The organism is Methanothrix sp. (assembly GCF_030055635.1).
Lineage (GTDB): Archaea > Halobacteriota > Methanosarcinia > Methanotrichales > Methanotrichaceae > Methanothrix_B.
Window position 1 is genome coordinate 1 of record NZ_JASFYM010000011.1, and the last position, 21,657, is coordinate 21,657.

General features: G+C 53.7%; 14 protein-coding genes and 1 CRISPR repeat array. Of the genes, 4 read left to right on the forward strand and 10 right to left on the reverse strand.

Annotated features, from left to right (window positions below; translation table 11 throughout):
- The first annotated feature begins 40 nt into the window (after positions 1–40).
- Complete coding sequence (locus QFX31_RS05660) at positions 41–5,173, forward strand: SdrD B-like domain-containing protein (RefSeq protein ID WP_348531148.1); 5,133 nt, start codon at positions 41–43, stop codon at positions 5,171–5,173.
- A gap of 120 nt (positions 5,174–5,293) precedes the next feature.
- Positions 5,294–6,082 (forward strand): nickel pincer cofactor biosynthesis protein LarB, encoded by a 789-nt coding sequence (gene larB, locus QFX31_RS05665; RefSeq protein WP_348531149.1) that lies wholly within the window; start codon positions 5,294–5,296, stop codon positions 6,080–6,082.
- Positions 6,083–6,139: 57 nt separating this feature from the next.
- On the opposite strand, the gene QFX31_RS05670 is transcribed toward larB, so the two are convergent.
- From QFX31_RS05670 to cas1, 10 genes are all read right to left on the reverse strand, one after another.
- Positions 6,140–6,688, reverse strand: coding sequence for a methylated-DNA--[protein]-cysteine S-methyltransferase (locus QFX31_RS05670; RefSeq protein ID WP_348531150.1), 549 nt, complete (start codon positions 6,686–6,688; stop codon positions 6,140–6,142).
- On the reverse strand, positions 6,655–7,185 hold the full coding sequence (locus QFX31_RS05675) for a metallophosphoesterase (RefSeq protein WP_348531151.1): 531 nt from the start codon (positions 7,183–7,185) through the stop codon (positions 6,655–6,657). The genes QFX31_RS05670 and QFX31_RS05675 overlap by 34 nt, the downstream gene beginning before the upstream one ends.
- 88 nt (positions 7,186–7,273) lie before the next feature.
- A CRISPR array of direct repeats spans positions 7,274–9,962; the repeat unit is 37 nt; unit sequence GTTTCAATCCTTGTTTTCCTGGAACTCGCTCTTCGAC.
- A gap of 51 nt (positions 9,963–10,013) precedes the next feature.
- The gene (locus QFX31_RS05680) at positions 10,014–10,766 is read right to left on the reverse strand and encodes a CRISPR-associated endonuclease Cas6 (RefSeq protein ID WP_348531152.1); all 753 of its coding nucleotides are present in this window, start codon (positions 10,764–10,766) and stop codon (positions 10,014–10,016) included.
- 6 nt (positions 10,767–10,772) lie between these two features.
- Positions 10,773–13,133 (reverse strand): CRISPR-associated helicase Cas3', encoded by a 2,361-nt coding sequence (gene cas3 / locus QFX31_RS05685; RefSeq protein ID WP_348531153.1) that lies wholly within the window; start codon positions 13,131–13,133, stop codon positions 10,773–10,775.
- A 28-nt stretch (positions 13,134–13,161) separates the two neighbouring features.
- Positions 13,162–13,863: a type I-B CRISPR-associated protein Cas5b gene (gene cas5b / locus QFX31_RS05690; protein ID WP_348531154.1), complete on the reverse strand. Its 702-nt coding sequence runs from the start codon at positions 13,861–13,863 to the stop codon at positions 13,162–13,164.
- Positions 13,864–13,884: 21 nt separating this feature from the next.
- Complete coding sequence (gene cas7b / locus QFX31_RS05695; RefSeq protein ID WP_348531155.1) at positions 13,885–14,802, reverse strand: type I-B CRISPR-associated protein Cas7/Csh2; 918 nt, start codon at positions 14,800–14,802, stop codon at positions 13,885–13,887.
- Complete coding sequence (locus QFX31_RS05700) at positions 14,799–16,655, reverse strand: TIGR02556 family CRISPR-associated protein (protein WP_348531156.1); 1,857 nt, start codon at positions 16,653–16,655, stop codon at positions 14,799–14,801. The genes cas7b and QFX31_RS05700 overlap by 4 nt, the downstream gene beginning before the upstream one ends.
- Positions 16,656–16,658: 3 nt before the next feature.
- The gene (gene cas4, locus QFX31_RS05705; protein ID WP_348531157.1) at positions 16,659–17,234 is read right to left on the reverse strand and encodes a CRISPR-associated protein Cas4; all 576 of its coding nucleotides are present in this window, start codon (positions 17,232–17,234) and stop codon (positions 16,659–16,661) included.
- Positions 17,235–17,273: 39 nt separating this feature from the next.
- A complete protein-coding gene (cas2, locus tag QFX31_RS05710; protein WP_348531158.1) occupies positions 17,274–17,561 on the reverse strand; it encodes a CRISPR-associated endonuclease Cas2 in 288 nt (95 codons plus the stop codon).
- Positions 17,539–18,609 carry a CRISPR-associated endonuclease Cas1 gene (cas1, locus tag QFX31_RS05715; RefSeq protein WP_348531159.1) on the reverse strand — a complete coding sequence of 357 codons (1,071 nt, stop codon included), beginning with the start codon at positions 18,607–18,609 and terminating at the stop codon, positions 17,539–17,541. Before cas1 ends, cas2 begins: the two co-directional genes overlap by 23 nt.
- Before the next feature lie 174 nt (positions 18,610–18,783).
- On the opposite strand from cas1, the gene QFX31_RS05720 reads away from it, so the two are divergent.
- Complete coding sequence (locus QFX31_RS05720; RefSeq protein WP_348531160.1) at positions 18,784–20,118, forward strand: glutamine synthetase family protein; 1,335 nt, start codon at positions 18,784–18,786, stop codon at positions 20,116–20,118.
- A 175-nt stretch (positions 20,119–20,293) separates the two neighbouring features.
- Positions 20,294–21,592, forward strand: coding sequence for a phenylacetate--CoA ligase (locus tag QFX31_RS05725; protein WP_348531161.1), 1,299 nt, complete (start codon positions 20,294–20,296; stop codon positions 21,590–21,592).
- The last annotated feature ends 65 nt before the right edge of the window (positions 21,593–21,657 follow it).

Here is a 21,657-nt window from a genome sequence, read left to right on the forward strand (position 1 = left end):
ATCGTCTCCTGAGTCGCCGCAGGTTGCCGGTACAGTGGTCATGTGGAGTGCGAGTGCATCAGATCCTGACGGAGATGCGCTTGAGTACCAGTTCGTGCTTGACGGCAGCGTTGTTAGGGACTGGTCACCTGATAACACATGGGCATGGTCGACGACTGAGGGAGAAGCAGGATCGCACAATGTGACGGTTGCTGTCAGGGATAATAAGAACGAGTCTGTATCGACATCAGCACAGTACATCATAGAGGCGAGGGTTGTACCGAACAATCCGCCAGTGATCGAGAGTCTGGTATCGTCTCCTGAGTCGCCGCAGGTTGCCGGTACAGTGGTCATGTGGAGTGCGAGTGCATCAGATCCTGACGGAGATGCGCTTGAGTACCAGTTCTTGCTCGATGGCAGCGTTGTTAGGGACTGGTCATCTGATAGCACATGGGCATGGTCTACAACAGAGCAGGATATCGGGGTGCATGCGATAGCTGCAGGAGTCAGGGACAACAGGCATGCTACAAACGGCACCGCTGACAGCACAGTTGCTGAGGAGTATGAGATTCTGAGAGCTGCGGCTCCAGAGAATGTTACCGCGCCTGCCAATGTAACAGAGAACGTGACTGCTCCCGTGAACGTAACAGTTCCGATAAATGTGACGCCTCCTGTCACAGAGGAGAATGTGGTTCTGCCGGTGATGAGCATATCCGGCTACAAGTTCAATGATCTGAACGGGAACGGCGTTATGGACTCAGGCGAGGCTGGCCTGGACGGATGGACGATCGTTCTTACGATGCCAAACCAGACTGAGATCCAGACCACGACCGGATTCGACGGCTACTACAGGTTCGATGGTCTCTCGCCAGGGTTGTACACTGTGAGGGAGCTTGCAAAAGCTGGCTGGGATCCGACCACCTCTGAGAACCAGCAGGTGAACCTGACCGATTCAGATGTGACAGGCATCAACTTCGGCAACAGGGCCAGAGCGTACTCAATAAGCGGCACTTTGTTCGATGATAAGAACAACAACGGCGTCAATGACGGTGAGCCGGGCGTGAAGGGATGGGAGGTGCGCCTGACGAGACCTGATGCCACAGAGAGCGTTGTGACGACCGGAGACGATGGCACGTACAGATTCGAGAATCTGACGCCCGGCGTCTATACGCTCCGGGTTGTTCTCCAGGCCGGATGGAACGCAAGCGCTTCAACTAGAGAGGTCAGCATCACAGACTCCGATCAGAGCGGTGTGGACTTCGGATTACAGATGATCGGGTTCACGATATCCGGCAGGGTCTTCAGCGATCTCAATGCGAACGGCGCCAACGATGGCGAGCCCGGGCTTTCAGGATGGACAGTGAAGCTGACGATGCCAGATGGAAGCGAGCAGACTGCGGTCACAGCGGATGACGGATTCTACTCCTTCGACCGTCTCTTGCCCGGCACCTACAGGGTCGAGGCTGTGAAACAGGAAGGCTGGAGCCAGACCGCGCCAAAGGCCGGAGCGCACACGGTGGAGGTCAAGGACTCAAGCGTGCCACACATCGATTTCGGATATGCAGGTTTAAGATCGATATCAGGGGTGGTATTCAACGACATCAACGCCAACGGTCTCAGGGAGGAGGGCGAGGGTGGAGTCAAGGGCTGGAGCGTGACCCTCGTGCAGGGCGGAAATGTCACCGCCATGACCGAGACGGGAGCGGATGGATCGTACAAATTCGAGGGTCTCTCGCCTGGCACCTACAGGGTGGAGCTGATCCCGCAGGACGGCTGGAAGGCGACGACAGAGAGCAAGGAGATAAAGCTCGAAACTTCTGATGTGAGCTTCGATATTGGCGTTGCCGGAAGCCTGTCCATAAAGGGTATGAAGTACTACGATCTGAACGCGAACAAGGTCAGGGACGAGGGCGAGCCTGGAATTCCGGGGAGCGATGTGAACCTGATCGAGAACGGGAAGGTCGTGAGGAGCACAAAGACAGCCGAGGATGGATCATACACATTCGACAATGTCGCACCTGGAACGTACACGATCAGCGATCCGCTGCCTGAGGGCTATGTGGTTGTGACGTCATCGACTATAACTGTAACAGTGACCACGAGCACAGTCCTTGATGCCAGCTTCGGTATAGCAGGCGTTTACACCATCTCAGGAAAGAAGTTCAACGATCTTAACGGAGATGGAAGTGATGCTGGCGATCCCGGGATCCCGGGATGGGGCATAGTACTGGATGGCACCACAAGTCTGGGCGTGCACATAACGGAAACGCAGTACACGGGCTCTGATGGATCGTATACTTTCGATCACGTAGCGCCTGGCACGTACAAGATCAGCGAGCTCTCCAGACCTGGCTGGACGCAGACATATCCAGGAGGGGATGGATCCCACACGGTCACAATCACCAGCTCAAGCGTATCAGGAAAGAACTTCGGCAACAGGTACGTCTCGACGAAGGCCTCTGTCTGGGGAACCAAGTTCAACGATAAGAACAACAACGGTGTCAGGGATGCTGGAGAGCAGGGCCTTCCGGGATGGGAGATAAAGATAAGCAACAGCACCTACACCAGGACAGCGATCACAGACAGCGACGGATGGTACAACTTCACGGGTCTTGATGCCGGAACATACACAGTCACAGAGACCCTGAAGCCGGGCTGGAGCAATACAAAGCCCAGCGGCGGATCCTACACGATAACGCTCAGCTCAGGCGAGACAAAGACCGGCGTCGACTTCGGCAACTTCAAGTCCCTTCCGACGGGCGCAACGCTGACGTCTGATAAACCCAGTCCGCAGAACGTCGGAACGACGATAGTCTGGACCGCGAGCGCCACATCCACTGTGCCACTGGAGTACAGCTTCTGGCTCAAGGGGCCATCGACATCAGGGCTCTGGCAGGAGCGCAGGAGCTGGTCGTCTGACAACACATGGTCCTGGAACACGGCTGGACTGCAGCCAGGCACATATGATGTGCGCGTATGGATAAGGGACAACTACTACAGCGATACCGGTGATATCCAGGTCACGAAGAGCTTCACTCTCAAGGAGACCAACAGGCCGCCGCACCTGAGGCTGATAATGGTCGACAGGCCGAGCCCGCAGTACCCCGGCGCATGGGTCAGCTTCAGAGCAGTAGCGCATGATCCTGAGAGGGATCCGCTGCAGTACAAGTTCCTGCTGAAAGGACCCTCGACGGGATACACGTGGGTGGAGATGACATCCTGGACATCCAGGGACATCTGGACTTGGAGGACATCGTTCTTCGATATCGGTTACAACGAGATAATGGTCTACGTCAAGGACGGCAAGCACTCTACGGATTATGACGACAAGAAGATCTGCGGCTACATGATCCTGGGGTTCGTACCGCGCCCCAACCTGCCGCCTGTGATCACGAGCTTCGGCTCAAGCCTGCCGAGCCCGCAGTATGCAGGGAGCACGGTGACATGGAGCGCTACAGCGATCGATCCCGAGGGCTACCAGGTCTACTACAGGTTCATGCTGAACGGCCCGTCGACAGGCTACACATGGAGGGTTGTGCAGGACTGGTCTCTCTCGAATACATGGACCTGGAGGACATCCGATATTGACATCGGAAGATCCCAGGTAATCGTCCAGATCAGGGACGGTCTGCATGCTCCACCGACAGGATGGGATGACCAGGCCAGCGCTGCGTTCAGCATTATAGCGAAGCCGAACCTGCCGCCTGTGATAACATCGCTCACAGCAGACAAACCGAGCCCGCAGTACAGCGGAACCCAGATCAAATGGACCGCAGTGGCCACAGATCCAGACAGGGACCCGGTCTACTACAGGTTCTGGCTGAAGGGCCCATCGACCGGTAACACGTGGCAGATAGTCAGGGACTGGTCGACCTCGAACACCTGGACCTGGAGCCCGGATCTTGGAGATGTGGGCGATTACACGGTCTTCGTCTACGCCAGGGATGGAAAGCATGCTACACCGAACTCCTACGACAGCGCAAAGGGTCAGGTCTACAGGCTGCTCCAGCCGAGGCTGGATATTGTGACAGGAGCACAGCTCAGGGACCAGATCAAGGACTCGCCCAGGCTCATATCCACAGACAGGGGATTCGTGCTGGTCTGCCAGTCATGGGAGCGCGGCAGGAGCAGCAACGGTGACATCAGGATACAGACATATGACGCATCGATGAAGCAGCTGGGCAGCAAGCTTCTGACAAGTGACGCAGCTTACCAGGACAGGCCCTCAGTTGTCTACGACGGAAAGAACTACTATGTTGTTTACGTCTCCAAAGAGAAGGGCAACATGGACATCTTCATGAAGAAGCTCGACCTGAGCCTGAACGTGCTGGAGACCAGACAGCTCACAACATCTCCAAGCGATCAGGACTCTCCGGCGCTGCTGAAGGTGGGTGAGGATTTCTTCCTGGCATACCAGTCATGGGAGGGTGGAAGGCAGACAAGCGGTGACATCTACATCACACGCTTCGACTCCACATGGAAGCCCCTCAGGAGCGTGAGGCTCACAGCCGACAGCTACTACCAGGATATGCCCTCCATCGTCCTGGCCAGCGGCTACATCTACGTCTCTTATGTGTCAGAGGATCGCGGGAATCTCGATGTGGTCGTCAAGAAGCTCGACACGAACCTCAACCTGCTGGACACAAGAAGGCTTACGTCCGGATCAGTGGATGAGGATCAGCCGTACATGCTCTGGAGCAATGGGGAGTTCATGCTGGTGTACAAGAGTGAAGAGGGGGTAATGCTGGAGAGGTACAGGCGCGACTGGAGCAGCATCGAGAAGAGCCTCGTGCTGAGCGGAGATCTCGACTGGCCATCCATCGCTTATGGTGGCGGGCGCTACTGGTTATCATACGTAGATGGCAACAGCATCTACGCCACGCCCCTGAAGATAACAAGCGCTCTGCCGCCCTGTGATGTCAGGGCTAGCTTCAGCTCGAGAAGGGCGAACAGGGATTACCTGATGACCCTCAGGTTCTACAACAACTACGGTGAGCTCACCGACCCGACGTCGCTGAGGATGACCTGGAGCCCGCAGGATGCAGCCAGGCAGGGAAGCACCCTCAGCAGGATTGCAACAGGCATGTACAGGATGCGCTCGAAGTTCGGCGCTCCGGGGGAGAAGAGCTTCAGGATAACGGCGACAATCGATGGAAGCCAGCTCGACAAGACCATCAGGGTCACAGTGAGATGAAATATCCGGGAGAGAATCCCGGATTTCCATTTTTGTGAATTTTCACCCTGCTGCATTGGAATTTCAAGAACCATCTCGGTTCGGAAATCTCTTTATCCATCGCATCCATACCATCATCATGTGAAAGGGCTTCGTGATATTCTTGAGAGGTTCTCGAGGGGAGAGATCGATCTGGAGGAGGCGCTGAGCGGCATAAGGCTTCTGAGCTACAGGGAGGTCGGATCTATCGCAAAGATAGATCACAGGCGCGAGGACCGGATAGATGTGCCTGAGGCGGTTCTGGCCGAGGGGAAGAGGCCAGAGGATCTGGCACGTATCGCGCTGGAGCATCTCGAATCCGCTGGCAAGGTCATAGTGACAAGGGTCTCAGAGGAGCATCTGAACGCGCTGAGATCTGTGGAGCTTCCAGAGAACGCTGAGATGGTCTGGTACGAGCATGCGAGGGCGGTTCTTCTGAAATCAGGCCGCATTGAGCTCACGGGCGGGAGGGTCGGAATACTCAGCGCGGGAACCGCGGACATACCTGTCGCTGAGGAGGCTAGGGTCACAGCAGAGGCCATGGGCTGCGAGGTCGTGACAGAATACGATGTTGGGGTTGCAGGCATCCACCGCCTCTTCCCGGCGATGGAGCGCATGGCAGGTGTGGATGCGATGGTCGTCGCTGCTGGCCGTGAGGGGACGCTTCCGGCCGTTGTTGCGGGCCTGACGGACGCTCCGGTGATAGGACTCCCTGTCTCCACAGGATACGGTGCCGGCGGAGGCGGGCTCGCAGCGCTCCACTCGATGCTCCAGTCCTGCTCTGTGCTGGCGGTGGTGAACATAGATGCCGGCTTCGTCGCGGGCGCTTTTGCAGCGAGGATAGCAAACAGGATCGCCAGGAGAAAACTTTCCAGAGCCAGGCAGCATTGAGAAAAGTTATTTATACGATCAATGCGCTGAGGCATCGCTGAGCGGGTACACTTGTTGTCATAATAACCCCCACTCCCCTACCCGCTCCATGCCTTTCATTTTACAGCATCTGTTCGCAGGATGTCTGCTCTCGCTCTGCTCGACCGCGAGCAGCTGCAGCTTGATGTCGATCCCCTGGCTGTAGCCGCCGGGTCCGTTCGATGCCACAACGCGGTGGCATGGTATCATGATCGGAAAGGGGTTACAGCGCAGGGCGCTGCCGACGGCCCTTGCGGCCCCGGGCCTTCCCGCGGCTTTCGCGACATCACCGTAGGTCGCGGTCGATCCGCGGGGGATGAGGAGAACAGCGCTGTAAACCGCCATCTGGAAGTCCGTGCAGCTGCCTGTATCAAGATCGAGCTGAGGGCGCGGTCCACCCATTATGTGGTCTGCTATTCGCGCTGCAGTCTCTGAGAACTCCGCGTCTGGGGCTGCCCTGGAGAGGCGTATGCGTTTTACGGTTCCCCCTGACTCCTCGACGATGATGTGAAGATCGAGATCATCCAGATACGCGGCCCCTGTGCTGCACTTTTTTATTTCTGGAGTATCTCCCTGAAAGTCTCGCACCTCCCGAGCTCGATGATCTCGACCTCCGTCGTTGAGGTGTCCATTACCGCAACGCTCCTGATACCGGTCAGATGACCCCAGATCTCCCCGGGGTTCACCACAAGGGTTCTTCCCTCGCGGCGGACCTCTGCCCGGTGAGTGTGCCCGCGGACAACGATGTCGTACAGACCGGAGGCCACCACTGCCCTTACGAGAGACTCCTCAGTTCCGTGGAGCATGGCGATCTTCAGCCCGTCCACCTCCAGCTCGCCGAAGTCGCCGAGGTACTCGCCACCGAACCTCTCGAAGTATCTTGAAAGACCGACGCGGTCGCCGTCGTTGTTCCCGTACACAAGCCTCACCGGAATACCGCAGCCATCGAAGAGATAGGCGTTCCCGGAGCCGATCACGTCTCCGGCATGCAGCACCAGCTTCACATCTCTTCTGGAGAAGACGTCAAGAGCTTCCTTGATGCCACGGAAGTTATCGTGAGAGTCTGACATTATCCCTATGAGCATGCGATCACCCTGGCATGGAGGAACCTGGGCGTACAAGAAATTAACCTGTGGTACGTAGTGACTCAGGGCAGTCGGAACCTGCCGCTCTGTTTCAATCCTTGTTTTCCTGGAACTCGCTCTTCGACCCAAAAAATCCGTCTGATTTGAGTTTCTAACGATTGTTTCAATCCTTGTTTTCCTGGAACTCGCTCTTCGACCTCCAAGGTCAATCGCTCCATCTCCAAAGTCGTTTTGTTTCAATCCTTGTTTTCCTGGAACTCGCTCTTCGACTCGATTACTATATCGATGGAGAAGAATTGCTCAGGGGTTTCAATCCTTGTTTTCCTGGAACTCGCTCTTCGACTTTGCAATAGTTGAATTCGAAAACAGAATGTATTGTAGATGTTTCAATCCTTGTTTTCCTGGAACTCGCTCTTCGACTTTGTGTGGGGGTTTCTGGTTCAATTCCGGAAATCCCCGTTTCAATCCTTGTTTTCCTGGAACTCGCTCTTCGACATTTTTCATAGAAACTAATTAATTTATTAAAATATGGTTTCAATCCTTGTTTTCCTGGAACTCGCTCTTCGACTTGGCCAACCTTCACCAGGCCGTCTCACAGTCATCTGGTTTCAATCCTTGTTTTCCTGGAACTCGCTCTTCGACACTCGCACCAAGGAAGTAGCGCGGAAGTGCCCATGGTTTCAATCCTTGTTTTCCTGGAACTCGCTCTTCGACCTTTCTCACTCCTGGCGATTCATATCGCCACAAGAGTTTCAATCCTTGTTTTCCTGGAACTCGCTCTTCGACTTCGCGCGAAAAAAAAAGAGAATACATATTTTAAGGTTTCAATCCTTGTTTTCCTGGAACTCGCTCTTCGACACGGTGCTTTGGTCGTTAAGTTGCACCCAGATATACACTCGTTTCAATCCTTGTTTTCCTGGAACTCGCTCTTCGACCGCGCCCGGGCTGCAGGATACCCCTTTCGCGCCCGGTGGAGGGTTTCAATCCTTGTTTTCCTGGAACTCGCTCTTCGACCACGTATATCTCCGCGAGTTCCTCGCCAGAGAAAGTTTCAATCCTTGTTTTCCTGGAACTCGCTCTTCGACCCTTACCTCGTCTATTTTCCAGACGGGGTACACGCCACGTTTCAATCCTTGTTTTCCTGGAACTCGCTCTTCGACACTGAGCTGCTTGATGCCATAGAATCACAAACCGAGTTTCAATCCTTGTTTTCCTGGAACTCGCTCTTCGACCAGATTTGGTATGCCAAGCTCGGCCCTTACTCGGTCGTTTCAATCCTTGTTTTCCTGGAACTCGCTCTTCGACGCGAGCTCAAGATTTTAACCGAGCTGCTTGATGCTAGTTTCAATCCTTGTTTTCCTGGAACTCGCTCTTCGACATGACATCATCCACCGCCGCTCTTTTTTGTGAGTGTTTCAATCCTTGTTTTCCTGGAACTCGCTCTTCGACAGTATGCGTCGTTGTACTCAGTCCTTCAAAATGTTTGTTTCAATCCTTGTTTTCCTGGAACTCGCTCTTCGACAGCAAGAAGTACGGTCATTTCCGGGAGTGTTCCGTGGGTTTCAATCCTTGTTTTCCTGGAACTCGCTCTTCGACAATACGGGCACTTCAAGGAGTGTTCCGTGGTAACGGGTTTCAATCCTTGTTTTCCTGGAACTCGCTCTTCGACAACCCGGGGCGTGGAGGTCGAGAAAAATGATAGTAGAGTTTCAATCCTTGTTTTCCTGGAACTCGCTCTTCGACAACCCGGGGCGTGGAGGTCGAGAAAAATGATAGTAGAGTTTCAATCCTTGTTTTCCTGGAACTCGCTCTTCGACCGAGCAGCTTGAAGAGATAAAGATACTTAAAGCTGTGGTTTCAATCCTTGTTTTCCTGGAACTCGCTCTTCGACAATCCGGAATGTCCGGCCCAAATGGGCGCTGGATATGTTTCAATCCTTGTTTTCCTGGAACTCGCTCTTCGACTTTACTCTCACAAGCGAAGTAGCTCGGAAATGCCCATGGTTTCAATCCTTGTTTTCCTGGAACTCGCTCTTCGACGGTCTCGCTCTGCAACATATGATACCTGCGCATATTGTTTCAATCCTTGTTTTCCTGGAACTCGCTCTTCGACCTGCCCGCTGGGGTTCCACTCCAACGGGCAACCGGGTTTCAATCCTTGTTTTCCTGGAACTCGCTCTTCGACGCGAGAAGGCAATACGTGAGAAATATACCAGCGAGGGTTTCAATCCTTGTTTTCCTGGAACTCGCTCTTCGACACTAAAGAGAGAACTTTACGAGCAGCTAGAAGAAAGTTTCAATCCTTGTTTTCCTGGAACTCGCTCTTCGACCAGTTCAATCGTCCGAGTTACCATCCCGTACCTAGGACGTTTCAATCCTTGTTTTCCTGGAACTCGCTCTTCGACCAGTGGACAACTACCTACGGGGGTCTAGCGATAACGAGGGGTTTCAATCCTTGTTTTCCTGGAACTCGCTCTTCGACCTCGGTCGTAACGGTGACAGTGCCATGGAGATCTCTGTGTTTCAATCCTTGTTTTCCTGGAACTCGCTCTTCGACCCTCGACCTACCAAGAAACGCACCGGGACTTTGGAGTTTCAATCCTTGTTTTCCTGGAACTCGCTCTTCGACGCGAAGCTTGGGAGTTGTTGAGGCCCTACGGTAGGTTCGGTTTCAATCCTTGTTTTCCTGGAACTCGCTCTTCGACTGCCGATCAGTTGTATCGTGTCGTGTGATGTCCAGAGTTTCAATCCTTGTTTTCCTGGAACTCGCTCTTCGACAGCGGGGATTTTTCGTCCTTTTTGGCAGACCTCCCCTCGAAGGGCTCCTTTTCAGGGGGGGTATCCGGCATGAGTGGAATTTATTGGACCCTTTATAAATTCATTCCGCTCCGTCACCCCCGGCTCTATCTGCTCTCTTCGCCTGCCGTTCACAACCCCCACGGCCCCAAAGCCTCTTGAAACAGACTTCCCCAGACCCATCAGATCCGGAATGTGAAAGTTCGCCAGAAACTCACATCTTATGCCTGTGACCATCACACCCTTTAATGTGCAGATCTCGTCTCTCACCCTTCCAAGATCAAGACGGATCCGCTCATCTACAGTATACCCGAGACCCTTCGCAGCAGAGAGTATGTTCCCGACCAGGATCCTTCTCAGAAGCTCCCTCCTCTCATCCCAGGAAGATGCATCCACATAACGCCCGTAGTTCTCCTGGTTGAGAGCCAGCCACGGAGTGACAAACCTGTACGCATGAAGCTCGCCAGCACACCCAAACCTCTCCCTTCTCAGGCATATGTGCCTCTCAACAACAGAATAGCTCCGATCCCCCAGCCGTATCTCGCCGAACTTATCGTACAGGTCCTTGAGAATGTCTGCACCCTCATTTATCCCCAGGATGACCGGCACACCCCTTATGATCTTGTACTGGATGAGAGGATACCTGTAGATCAGCCTGTCAGTGAAATGATGGTGCAGCAGCATCTGGTCATTGAAGCTCGTGGCGAAGAAGCCGCGCAGCTTCGCCGCATCCTCCCGGACCGGCGAATCAGAGCGCAACCTCAGCCGCAGAATCCTGAGATCCATAGCACCTCAGATTATCATCGAGCCCTCGCCGGCATCCTCCACCTTGAACCCTGTCTTACGATCATAGTATTGGGGGAGCTCATCCATCGATATGTAGCCGAGGCCCTGATCCTCCATGAGGAGGTTTTTGGCTATCCTCCTGGGGACGGAGATCACGTAATCGCTCAGCGCGTTCCTCATGCTCAGATACCTCCTTCTCCTCTCCCAGATATCCCTCTCTGATCTCAGATCCCTGTACATCCTCCAGACCTCCGCAGCCCTCTCATCAACCTCCACAAACACATCCACCCTGGGCTCGTCCTCCTCTATGAGCCTGAAACTCTCCCCGAGATCACCAAACTCCAGGCCTGACAGCATTTTCATACACTCCCTCGAGGTCTCATCGCTCATCCCGCTCCGCAGCGCCCTGAAGTACCTGCTGCTGAGCTCCAGTATCTCCCTCTCCTCTATGCATCTCCCGCACGACCGGAGCACATCAAGGGTTTTCGAGATCAGAAAGCCATCGTAGATGTACTTCCAGAGCTCCATTCTCTCATCCCTGAGAACGACCACCGAGACACGCCCCCTCTCCCTGGAGAGGTTCCTGTTGCACCTTCCAGCAACCTGGTTTATCGAGTCCAGGGGTGCGAGATCTCTGAACACTACATCAGCATCGATATCAACACCCGCCTCTATGAGCTGCGTGCTCACCGTGACCTTCCTGCGCTCTCCCCTCTCCTCCCTGATCCTGCGTATGCGGTCCATCCGGTCCCTGGGGACGACATGTGTTGAGAGGTAGAAGAGATCTGTATCATCCAGATCGAGCGCTTCTATCGCTCTATAAACGTTCCTTGCTGATCGTATCGTGTTCATCACGATCAGGAAATCCCTATCCGGATTACCGTGAAGCTCTCCCGCCAGAAGCCCCTCGAAATCCTCAAGGCGCATTGGAGCATCGATCATTGGATGCAACTCGATCCTGTTGAGCGCCCTGAAGTACCGCTCCTTGTTGCTCACAGCCTCCCCGATCTCGCCGTTCTCCTCGTTGAAGATGAGCGGCTGGGTCGCGGTTACTAGTATCAGATAGCTGTTGAACCTCTCGCAGAGCGTTCTCAGAGCATCACGCATCAGAAGCCAGTACCTGTGGGGCACCGCCTGGACCTCATCCAGAATTATTATGGAGTTCGCAAGCCTGCTGAACTTCCTGATTCTCCTGTTCCTGTTCGAGAAGATCGTGTGGAACAGCTGCCAGAATGTAGTCACCACGATCTCCGAGTTCCACCCCTCAAGGAGCAGAAGGCTCACGTCAGGCTCGTACTCCTCCTCTCCCTTTCTGTATGCGATATCTGAGAGATGATGGTGCTTCAGAAGCACTCCTGAGTCAGCCCTGATGCCTGCGCTCTCCAGCACATCCTCGAAGACATCGCATGTCTGATCGATGATGCTCAGAAACGGCAGCGCGTAGATTATCCTGGGCATGATCCCGCATTGGTCCATCAGCCTGCTCCGGAGCCGCAGCGCCATCGCCAGGGATGTGAGCGTCTTGCCTGTGCCCGTGGGAACGTTCAGCGATATTATCCTGCTGTTCAAATCCCATACAGAGATCCGGCCGACAGCATCATTGTATATCTCGTTCCTCATGCCGTTGATGCCATCCCTGCTCTCAGAGAACCCGCGCGCCTCCCTGTACCTGTCCACGAGATCTGAGGGAATCTCCACCCTGCGCAGGTCCACTCCCTCCAGCCCCGCATCGGTCTTGTCCGCATCCAGGAGCGCGGAGTAGAGAAGCTGAGCAACGAAGTACAGCAGGATGTCATTTCTCTTGCTGAGAATCCTGACGAAGTGCTTCTCATGCCTCACATCCTTCAGGGCATCTCTGAGGATGTAAGCAATCAGATGATCTAAATCCAAATCGACCACATCGCCGAGAAGGGCTCTGAGCATCTCCCTGCATTCTTTTCTATCAATCCTGGAGATCTGCTCCTCCAAAACAGGCAGAATTCTCTCCCGTTCAGCGTAGATCTCCGAGATCTCGTCCAGCGCGTTCGTCAGATCTCCGTGATGCCGCCTCACGGCGATGAACGAGATCAGAGGAAGGGCTCCTGATGTATCGCTTTTTCCCTTCTCTAAATATTTTCTCACAACTGCATACGTGAAGAGCGATGATAGCAGGCCGTGCTTTGTGGTCTCCCTCGATCTCAGGATCTGCTTCTTCCTCTCATCCATCTCCCCCAGATACTCCTGGAAGAACCCGGTCGCCTTCCCGAGATCGTGGGTCGCTCCGATGATGTATGCGACATCCTCCAGAACCCTCACGTTATCGAGGTTCCGCGCGCTTTCAGCCACAGTCCCTCTGCACATCTCCCCGACTTTTCTGAGGTGATCCACAAGTAGCTTATCAGGATGTGATCTAAGCTTAAATGAAAACGATCCGCTCGCCATTCTCGAGCTCCCAGGCATCCCTTGTTCTGGCCTTTATGCTCCCGCCGTTCCTCTCGTAGAGTATCTCGCTGTAATCCATGACCTCCCGCCCCTCGCCCATCACACATGGCATCACCTCAGAGAAGTACTCCCGCCCCTCCTCGAACTCCGGCGGCTCCAGAAGTGATCTCAGAGGCACAACGCTGTTTATCTCCTGGAATTCATCGCCACATCTTCTCATGCTCCACTCACCGACAAATTTGAAGTTGCAGACCAGCTGGCTCAGGCCCAGGCACGGGGTGTAAACGCACCTGTGCTCCTCGAGCAGCTCCCTGAGATCCCTGAAGAGACGTCCGTCAGAGTGCCCGAAGTATATCCTGTACACCGGATCCTTCAGGAACTCAAACCTGATCTGAGTTCTGTTGATGATCCTTTGCATGCTTTTCTTGGTGTCGATCAGGTTCTCGCCTATACGCACCTTCTTCACAGGCTCCAGGATTCTGCATCCTATGCTCGCCCGATCCCTGAAAAAGTATCTGAAGTACTCATCCTTGCTGAGCCCTGCTATGGCTCCCACGATCCCCGATATCGCTGTTCTAGGAGGAAATGAGTACGTGAGGGGGGATGTTGTGGTGTATATCTTCCTGAAGTGCGCGTAATCCCCCCACACATCGAAGACCAAGACTCTATCCTGCATCGAAGACCTTCTGGAGACCTTCTAGAATGCAATCGGCCGTACCTCTATGCCAGTCGCTTCCTTCAGCATCTCCATCGAGAACTCAGATCCGTCCACGATGAACCTGAGCCGTCTGTCGAAGCAGAGCTCAATATCCCTTATCGAGCCGTTCTCAGCCTTGAGCCTGCTCACAAGCTCGGAGACGTCGAGGCAGAAATCCTCAGGCCCTCTGATCGCCTCATGCTGCATCTCCGATACCAGCTTCACCATCCTGTCGAGATCCCCGATGTGGTAATTCTGCTTGCTGTAGTTGACCTTGAGAAGCAGCCTCGGCACCTGGCCAGCTTTCGTTCTGGATATCAGGCTCTTCGTCCCGTTCCACATGCCCTCGAGGAGAAGCTTCACATCATCCTCTGTGAGGTTTGTATGCTTTGCAGCATTCTCGTTTATTATGCCGTAGAAGAGTATCAGCGAGTACGGAAGAACATATTCCTCCCGGAATGTCGCCTGCTTCGATTTTTCCCCGGAAGCGAACGCTCCAGTGCCCTTTATGTGCTTCAGCGTTACTCTGTGGAGCGAGCGCCCCATCTTGAACTGCACAGGGCCTGTGTAGGTTATCGAGTCCTCCTTCAGTGGAATCACGCCGCCGAACAGCCTTATATCTATGCACTCCCTCAGAATCCTTTCTGCATCTTCTCCGAAATCCTTCGCCCGCATCTTTCCGTCCTGGATGTACCTGTTCTCCGCATCGTAGACTATCTCCCTCACGAATATCTCAAGCCCCTTGAAGTCGTGGAGGTAATCCCTTATGGTCCTCTTGAGCCGCACGTCGGTTACCAGGTTTACCCCTGTCTCCTCGTCTATGCGCGGCTTGTTCTCGTCCATCGGATCCCCATTCGGATTCCCGTCTCTTATATCGTAGATGAACAGCAGCTCGGATCTGTTTCCAACAGTGGTCATGCTGTTTCCTCCATCTCCTTTTCCTCAATCTCCTTATCCACCTTGAAGATCTTGTGGAGGTTCATGCCGAGCACGAAGTAGAAGCTCAGCTCATCGTCCGTCTCCTTCCACCTCTGCCCTGAAAGAACGAAATGCTTCGCGATGATCTCCTCGAGCTCCCTGTAGTAGTTCTTCCCGTACTCTTCGAGCTTGTTCTGTATCTCCGGAAGAAGCCTTTTGATCATAGCCTCGTTCAGCCTGAGCCCGTGCAGCTTTGTGTAGAACGGCCTCGCCTTCTTCTCCGTCCACTGGATGTTCAGAAGCTTCTGCGCAAGCACCCCTTCCAGAAACGTCGCCTTCTTCGCATCGCTGTCGAAGAATTCTCTGTTCGCCTCGAAGAACCTCTCGATCCTCTCATCCAGAGGAAGCGCTTCAAGCTCCTCTCTTTTGAGAATAATTCCTGACATTTTGCCTACCTCAAGATCCTTCAGAAGATTCAGCTCCCTCAGATAGTGAAGAAGCAGAAATCCGTTGAGCGTGTTCATCTGCGTGGACTGTTCATGCACGAAATCATCTCTGATTCTCTTCATGATGAAGGAGATCAGCAGATGCCGATCCACGGCCCTCCCCACGAATATACTGTTAACGATCTCCAGGAACATCTTATCGTGAGTTACGCTTCCTGATTCCCTGGGGAAGAACCGTCTCAGCACGCCGAAATCAAACCGCATCTCGATTTTCTTGTCTTTCTCATCGGAGAGCACCATCTCATTGTATATGCCGAAGAGACCCTCGACCCTCTCCTTGGCCTCGAAGAGCCTTCTCAGCCTTGACGGTAGAATGCCATCGATGTGGAGAAGTATCCTGTACGCGGAGTTATCCTTCCTGTAAAACAGGAGGCTGTTGCTGAAGAAGTCCTTCTGATCCTTGACCACATCCAGGATATCATCCTCATCATCGGTTATGCGATTCCTGGTCTTACCGCTCATCTTCAGCTCTTTCTTCATGCCGCTCAGGATATCGAGTATCTCCTTGTAGTCATCGCCGATGACGAGCTTGGGTATGAGAAGGTATCTGAAACCATAGAAGCTGAAATCCAGGTTCTCCTCGATGTACTTCTTTCCAGCATCGAGGTTTGTCGCGCAGTTGAAGCAGACAGGCGTGTTCTTCCATGCATCCGACTGTCTGAATCCGCCGGCTATGAATCCTGGCTTGTCGAAGGTGTGGAACGGCCACGGTATGGCATAAGCGTAAACCTCATCCTTCTGCTCCTTACACACAGAGCAGAGAGCATCGATCCCCCTGGACTCGCCGCCGTATTTCATGAAGTATCGATCGCAGCTCTTTTTGAGGAGAGCGTTTCTGAAAACCGCGTAGTCCGCCAGGTATCTCATATCACCGTCCTTCAGAACTCCGATGGTTATTATGCAGTTCTCTGTGGATTTGAGATGCGATCGCTTCTCCTTGAGATCCTCGAGTATTTTATCTTTGTTCGAGAATATCACATCCTTCATCCTCTCCAGCGTGGTGCTCTCCTCCACGCTGATGCTTGAATGATCGGCAGTCTCAAACCATCTCAGAAACTTTCTGTTGAATGTTGTCTCGATGTCCTTTGCTATCTTGCATGTCGGGGTGGCATCGGTGGCGTTCCCCTTCTTCCCCTTGTAGAGATACCTCCTGTAATCCTTGAGCTCCTCCAGCTCCACGCCCCTGTAAGAGAAGTCTCCGTTCCTATCCTCGAGTGTGACAACAAGGGCATGTCTGTATCTGCCGTTGCTGTTTGGATTCTCCACAATGGCATCCAGGAGATCCGCACACCCGCTCTGAGCATGCTCTCCAATTCTTGATACAGCCTCTATCACGTGTATCACCATGCATCAGTCACATATGTTTCTGTACGTGCAGTCCACGCACCTGGCCTTCTGTTTCGTCCCCTCCGGATAGTAACCGTACTGAACTGTTCTAAGTATCTCGTTTACTGTATCGATAGCAGCATCATAATCTTTTTGGCGGAAGATCACTTCCTCCACGTGGTGGTTGCTGCGGGTGTAGCATATGTACCCCCGGTTCACAGGAACTTCAAAGTGCTCCATTATCAGCAGCCCGTAAAGAGCGAGCTGGTACCTGTGCGTTCTGTGAACCACACCGCTGTATTCAGCGTACTTGTAATCCATGGGGGCAGCTGTGCCGTCATCGAGAAAGAGCACCTCATCCACCTCTCCCTTTATCCGGTACCTGCGGGATGTCAGATAGACGGAGACCTCCTTTCTGACGCACTTGAGCCTCTTTCTCACGTAGCTGGTGTTGACCTTCTCACGGCTCTCGTGAAGCTCCCTGCCCCTCAGGACCTTGTAGTACCTCTCCTCCCTCTGTGGGATGTTGAGACAGTGCATGAAGAATATGAACCTGGGGCAGAATAGGTACTCGATGACATCCGAGACTGTTATGAACACATCCTCATCGAGCGATTTCTCGATAAAAGAGACCTCCTTTTAGAAGAACTTGGTCACAGTCATTCCGCTTACCAGCTCTCGATCGAACCCTGTCCCGATCAGCTTGATCTTATCGAAGCAGTCCTCACACATCGGAAATACATACACTGAGTCAGAGTCCTCTATGACAGACTCGCATTCTACGGCTAAAGAATCGGACTCGTTCCTGTTCAGATCTCCGAGAAACGCGCTCTTCTGAACGCGGTACAAACCGTAGTTCTTGCATATCTTTGCAACCCTGCTTCTCGTCCTGTTATCCGATATATCATATATCACCCAGACCAGCATCGTTCCCCTCCAGAGAGCAGCCATCCAACTCCGACTCGATGACCTCGAGATCCTCAGCATCTGTGCTCTCTTCCACAGCGCCTTTGATGAGGCGGTTCGCTATCCTGTGGCACTCCATCTGGATGGTGTTTCTGATCTTGACCTTACGACCTCGATACTCCACGGTCTCATCCAGAGATCTGTTGATCACATCGATCAGAGCCGCCCTTCCTTCTCTGCTGAGGACAACACCCTGCTCGACGGGCTCGAAGAACTCGTCCCTGACCATCCGCCTGGTGAACATGTGCACAACGGGCTCGTCTATGTAAATCCTGAACATCTCTATGATATCGAAGACCAGGGATCTCTTGTTGTACGAGTCGGTGTGCAGAAACCCGGCATACGGATCAAGCCCTGCGATTATGCAGGACTTCTCCACAATCGAGTAGAGCATGCCGTATCCATAGTTCAGCATCGCATTGAACTCATCCCTTGCTGGGTCCCTGCTCCGTCCTGCGAATTTGTACTTCTCAGGCATTATCAGAGAGATCGCCTCGAAGTATGCCCTTGATGCCCTCCCCTCCAGGCCGAGTATCTCCTGCCTTCTCGCCTCAACAGTGCCGCGAAGCCTGCGCATCTCCTCGAGAGAGCTCGAGATCTCCTCGACGTACCCTGTCAGATCCTCCCTCCTCTCGTCCCGCGCTTTTTTAAGCCTCTTCAGAAACTCCATCTGGTTCTCAAGCTTGCGTGCGCACCACTCCCTGACAAGATCCAGCGCCTCCGGCCTCCCGCATATCTCGAGCTGCCTTCTCCTGATCAGGGTTGTGCTTCCCAGCTTCGGGTGCCAGATCCTCGCATACGGATCGCCCCTCGAGTCGAGAAATATTATATCTATATTATTATCTATCGCAAGCTTGATCGCGTCCGTTGTTATGTATGCAGCTGTTGCTATCAGGATGCTGCTGATCTTTCTGGCTGCTATCTCCAGGCTCCTGTCATCTCTCTTTACAACGAAGCACTCGCCGTTTTTCCGTATGTACGATCCGTATGAGTTCACCACAAGCTGCATCCAGATCGACCCTGCATCAAATCATATTACAAAATAATTTCTGAAGATATACCTGCACCTCGAATACAAGACCATCTCTGCGCATTTTTCATATCACAAATCTTCATAACATTTAAGAAAACATCTCAAATATCTATAAATCTTTTTCTCTGCGACTCTCCTCTGGAGGCTTCGATGATGAATGCCCCTATGACGGAAGACGATGTCTTTGAGGCCATAGATAAGCACAACGTGAGATTTGTCAGGATATGGTTCACCGATATCCTCGGCATCCCGAAGAGCTTTGCCATCAACACCAACCAGCTGGATGGAGCGTTTTCAGAGGGTATGGGATTTGATGGCTCCTCTGTGAGAGGTTTCGCCAGGATATACGAGTCGGATCTGATCGCCAAGCCGGACCCCTCTACATTCAGAATCATCCCGTGGCGCCAGCAGGAGAATGCTGTGGCGAGGATGTTCTGCGACATTCTGAATCCGGATGGAACTCCCTACGAGGGCGACCCGAGGTATGTTCTTAAGAGAAACCTCTCCCGTCTCAGGGAGAAGGGCTACCAGTTCATGGTCGGACCTGAGCTGGAGTTCTTCTACTTCAAGAGCGATTGCTCAACGGAGATACTCGACACCGGAGGGTACTTCGATCTCACGACGCTGGATGTCGCATCTGATCTGAGAAGAGACACAATCCTGGCGCTGGATGCGATGGGTATAGATGTTGAGTACAGCCACCATGAGGTCGCGCCATCGCAGCACGAGATCGATTTGAGGTATGCTGATGCACTGACCATGGCGGACAACGTGATAACATACAAGATAACGGTCAAGGAGATCGCAAAGAAGCACGGGTGCTATGCGACATTCATGCCGAAGCCGATCTTCGGGGTGAACGGAAGCGGGATGCACGTCCACCAGTCTCTCTTCCAGGGGAAGAGGAACGTGATGTTCGACCCGGCTGATGAGTACCATCTGTCGGATGAGGCGAAGTGCTACATCGCAGGCCTGCTCAGGCACGCGCCTGAGATAACAGCGGTGACGAACCAGTGGGTCAACTCCTACAAGAGGCTCGTGCCCGGATACGAGGCGCCGGTCTACATCAGCTGGGCGAGGAGGAACAGGTCCGCGCTAGTCAGGGTCCCGATGTACAAGCCCGGCAAGGAGGCAGCCACGAGGATCGAGTACAGGAGCCCGGATCCTGGAGCGAACCCGTATCTGGCGTTCTCGGTGATGCTCGTCGCCGGCCTTGCGGGCATCGCAAACAAGTACGAGCTCCCGCCGCCGCAGGAGCGCGACATATACCACATGAGCGAGGAGGAGAAGAGAGCCGCGGGCATAAGCTCCCTTCCGGGAAGCCTCAACGAGGCCATCCAGCTCGCTGAGCGGAGCTACATTGTACGTGAGGCTCTGGGCGATCACGTCTTCGAGAACTTCATGGCGATCAAGAAGGCGGAGTGGGACGAGTACCGGACGAATGTGAGCCAGTGGGAGCTGGAGAGGTACCTGCCTCTCCTTTAAATATTTTTATAATTTCAAATATTTATCCATCCGGGCAGAGCCGTATTTTTGATCTCAAACAGCCGCGCTACATAGGCATATTATATGCGGATGGGGAATGATTGATATACTCTGAGTTAATCTACCACGCTACGGCGTGGCAGATCACGCTGCATCAAATCATCAGGGTAGTAACATGGCATTCTGGCAACCTAAGTTGGAGCTCATGGAGAGGTCTGAGCTGGAGGAACTCCAGCTTCGAAGACTTAGAAAGACCGTGGAGCAGGTTTACAGGAACGTTCCATTTTATCACAGAAAGATGACCGAGATGGGCATCACCCCACATGATATAAACAGCTTGAGGAATATCGAGAAGCTCCCCATGACCCGCAAGACCGACCTCAGGGATAACTATCCGTTCGGGCTCTTCGCTGTTCCTAAAGAGGATATTGTGAGGGTGCATGCCTCCTCCGGAACAACAGGGAAGCCCACGGTGGTCGGCTACACAAAGAACGACATAGAGACATGGTCTGATATGATGGCCAGGGACTTCGTCATGGTCGGGGTGACCAGGAACGACATATTCCAGAACGCTGTGAACTATGGTTTCTTCACTGGCGGGCTGGGCGTTCACTACGGCATAGAGCGTATCGGCGCGATGGCAGTTCCTTCCGGCACGGGCAACACCGAGAGGCAGCTCGAGATCATGGCGGATTTCGGGGTGACGGTGCTGCACTGCACACCATCGTATGCGCTCTACCTGGCGGAGACAGCGAAGGCGAAGGGAATCATGGAGAAGCTGAAGCTCAGGATAGGCTGCTTCGGAGCCGAGCCCTGGTCGGATGAGGCGCGCCAGGAGCTCGAGGAGGCTTTCGGCATAAAGGCCTACGACTCATACGGGCTCTCTGAGATGTTCGGGCCGGGCGTCGCCTTCGAGTGCCAGGAGCAGAACGGGCTGCACATCTGGGAGGATCACTTCATTGTGGAGATTATCGACAGGGATGGGAACCCGTGCGCCCCGGGAGAGCGCGGCGAGCTTGTGCTCACATCTCTGACCAAAGAGGCGATGCCGCTGATAAGGTACAGGACCGGGGATGTGACTTACCTTCTGGAGGACGGCTGCAGCTGCGGGCGCACGAGCCGGAAGCTCCACAGGTTCCTGGGGAGAGCCGACGATATGCTCGTCGTGAGGGGCATAAACGTCTTCCCGAGCCAGATAGAGGATGTGCTTCTCTCGATACCCGAGATCGGGGATTACTTCCAGGTCATAGTCGACAGAAAGCATCACGGTCTGGATGAGCTCACGATCCAGGTCGAGATGAAGGACGAGGCGTTCACAGGGGAGCTCGCAGATCTCGCGCGTCTCCAGAAAAAGGTCGAGGAGAGGCTCAAGGCAGTGCTCAACATCCGGAGCAAGGTGGAGCTCGTCGAGAAGGGCACGATCCCGAGGACGGCAGGCAAATCGAAGAAGGTGGTGGATCTGAGAAAGATCTGAACTATTTTACCTCAAACATTTTCCAGCAAACCACTCGACACCTGCGCCCCTCTGCGGCCTTTGTG

Coding starts and splice junctions, on each gene's coding strand:
- QFX31_RS05660 (WP_348531148.1), top strand. CDS start 41: ATGTGGAGTGCGAGTGCATCAGATCCTGACGGAGATGCGCTTGAGTAC.
- QFX31_RS05675 (WP_348531151.1), bottom strand. CDS start 7,185: ATGCTCATAGGGATAATGTCAGACTCTCACGATAACTTCCGTGGCATC.
- QFX31_RS05680 (WP_348531152.1), bottom strand. CDS start 10,766: ATGGATCTCAGGATTCTGCGGCTGAGGTTGCGCTCTGATTCGCCGGTC.
- cas5b (WP_348531154.1), bottom strand. CDS start 13,863: ATGCAGGATAGAGTCTTGGTCTTCGATGTGTGGGGGGATTACGCGCAC.
- cas7b (WP_348531155.1), bottom strand. CDS start 14,802: ATGACCACTGTTGGAAACAGATCCGAGCTGCTGTTCATCTACGATATA.
- QFX31_RS05700 (WP_348531156.1), bottom strand. CDS start 16,655: ATGGTGATACACGTGATAGAGGCTGTATCAAGAATTGGAGAGCATGCT.
- cas2 (WP_348531158.1), bottom strand. CDS start 17,561: ATGCTGGTCTGGGTGATATATGATATATCGGATAACAGGACGAGAAGC.
- cas1 (WP_348531159.1), bottom strand. CDS start 18,609: ATGCAGCTTGTGGTGAACTCATACGGATCGTACATACGGAAAAACGGC.
- QFX31_RS05720 (WP_348531160.1), top strand. CDS start 18,784: ATGATGAATGCCCCTATGACGGAAGACGATGTCTTTGAGGCCATAGAT.
- QFX31_RS05725 (WP_348531161.1), top strand. CDS start 20,294: ATGGCATTCTGGCAACCTAAGTTGGAGCTCATGGAGAGGTCTGAGCTG.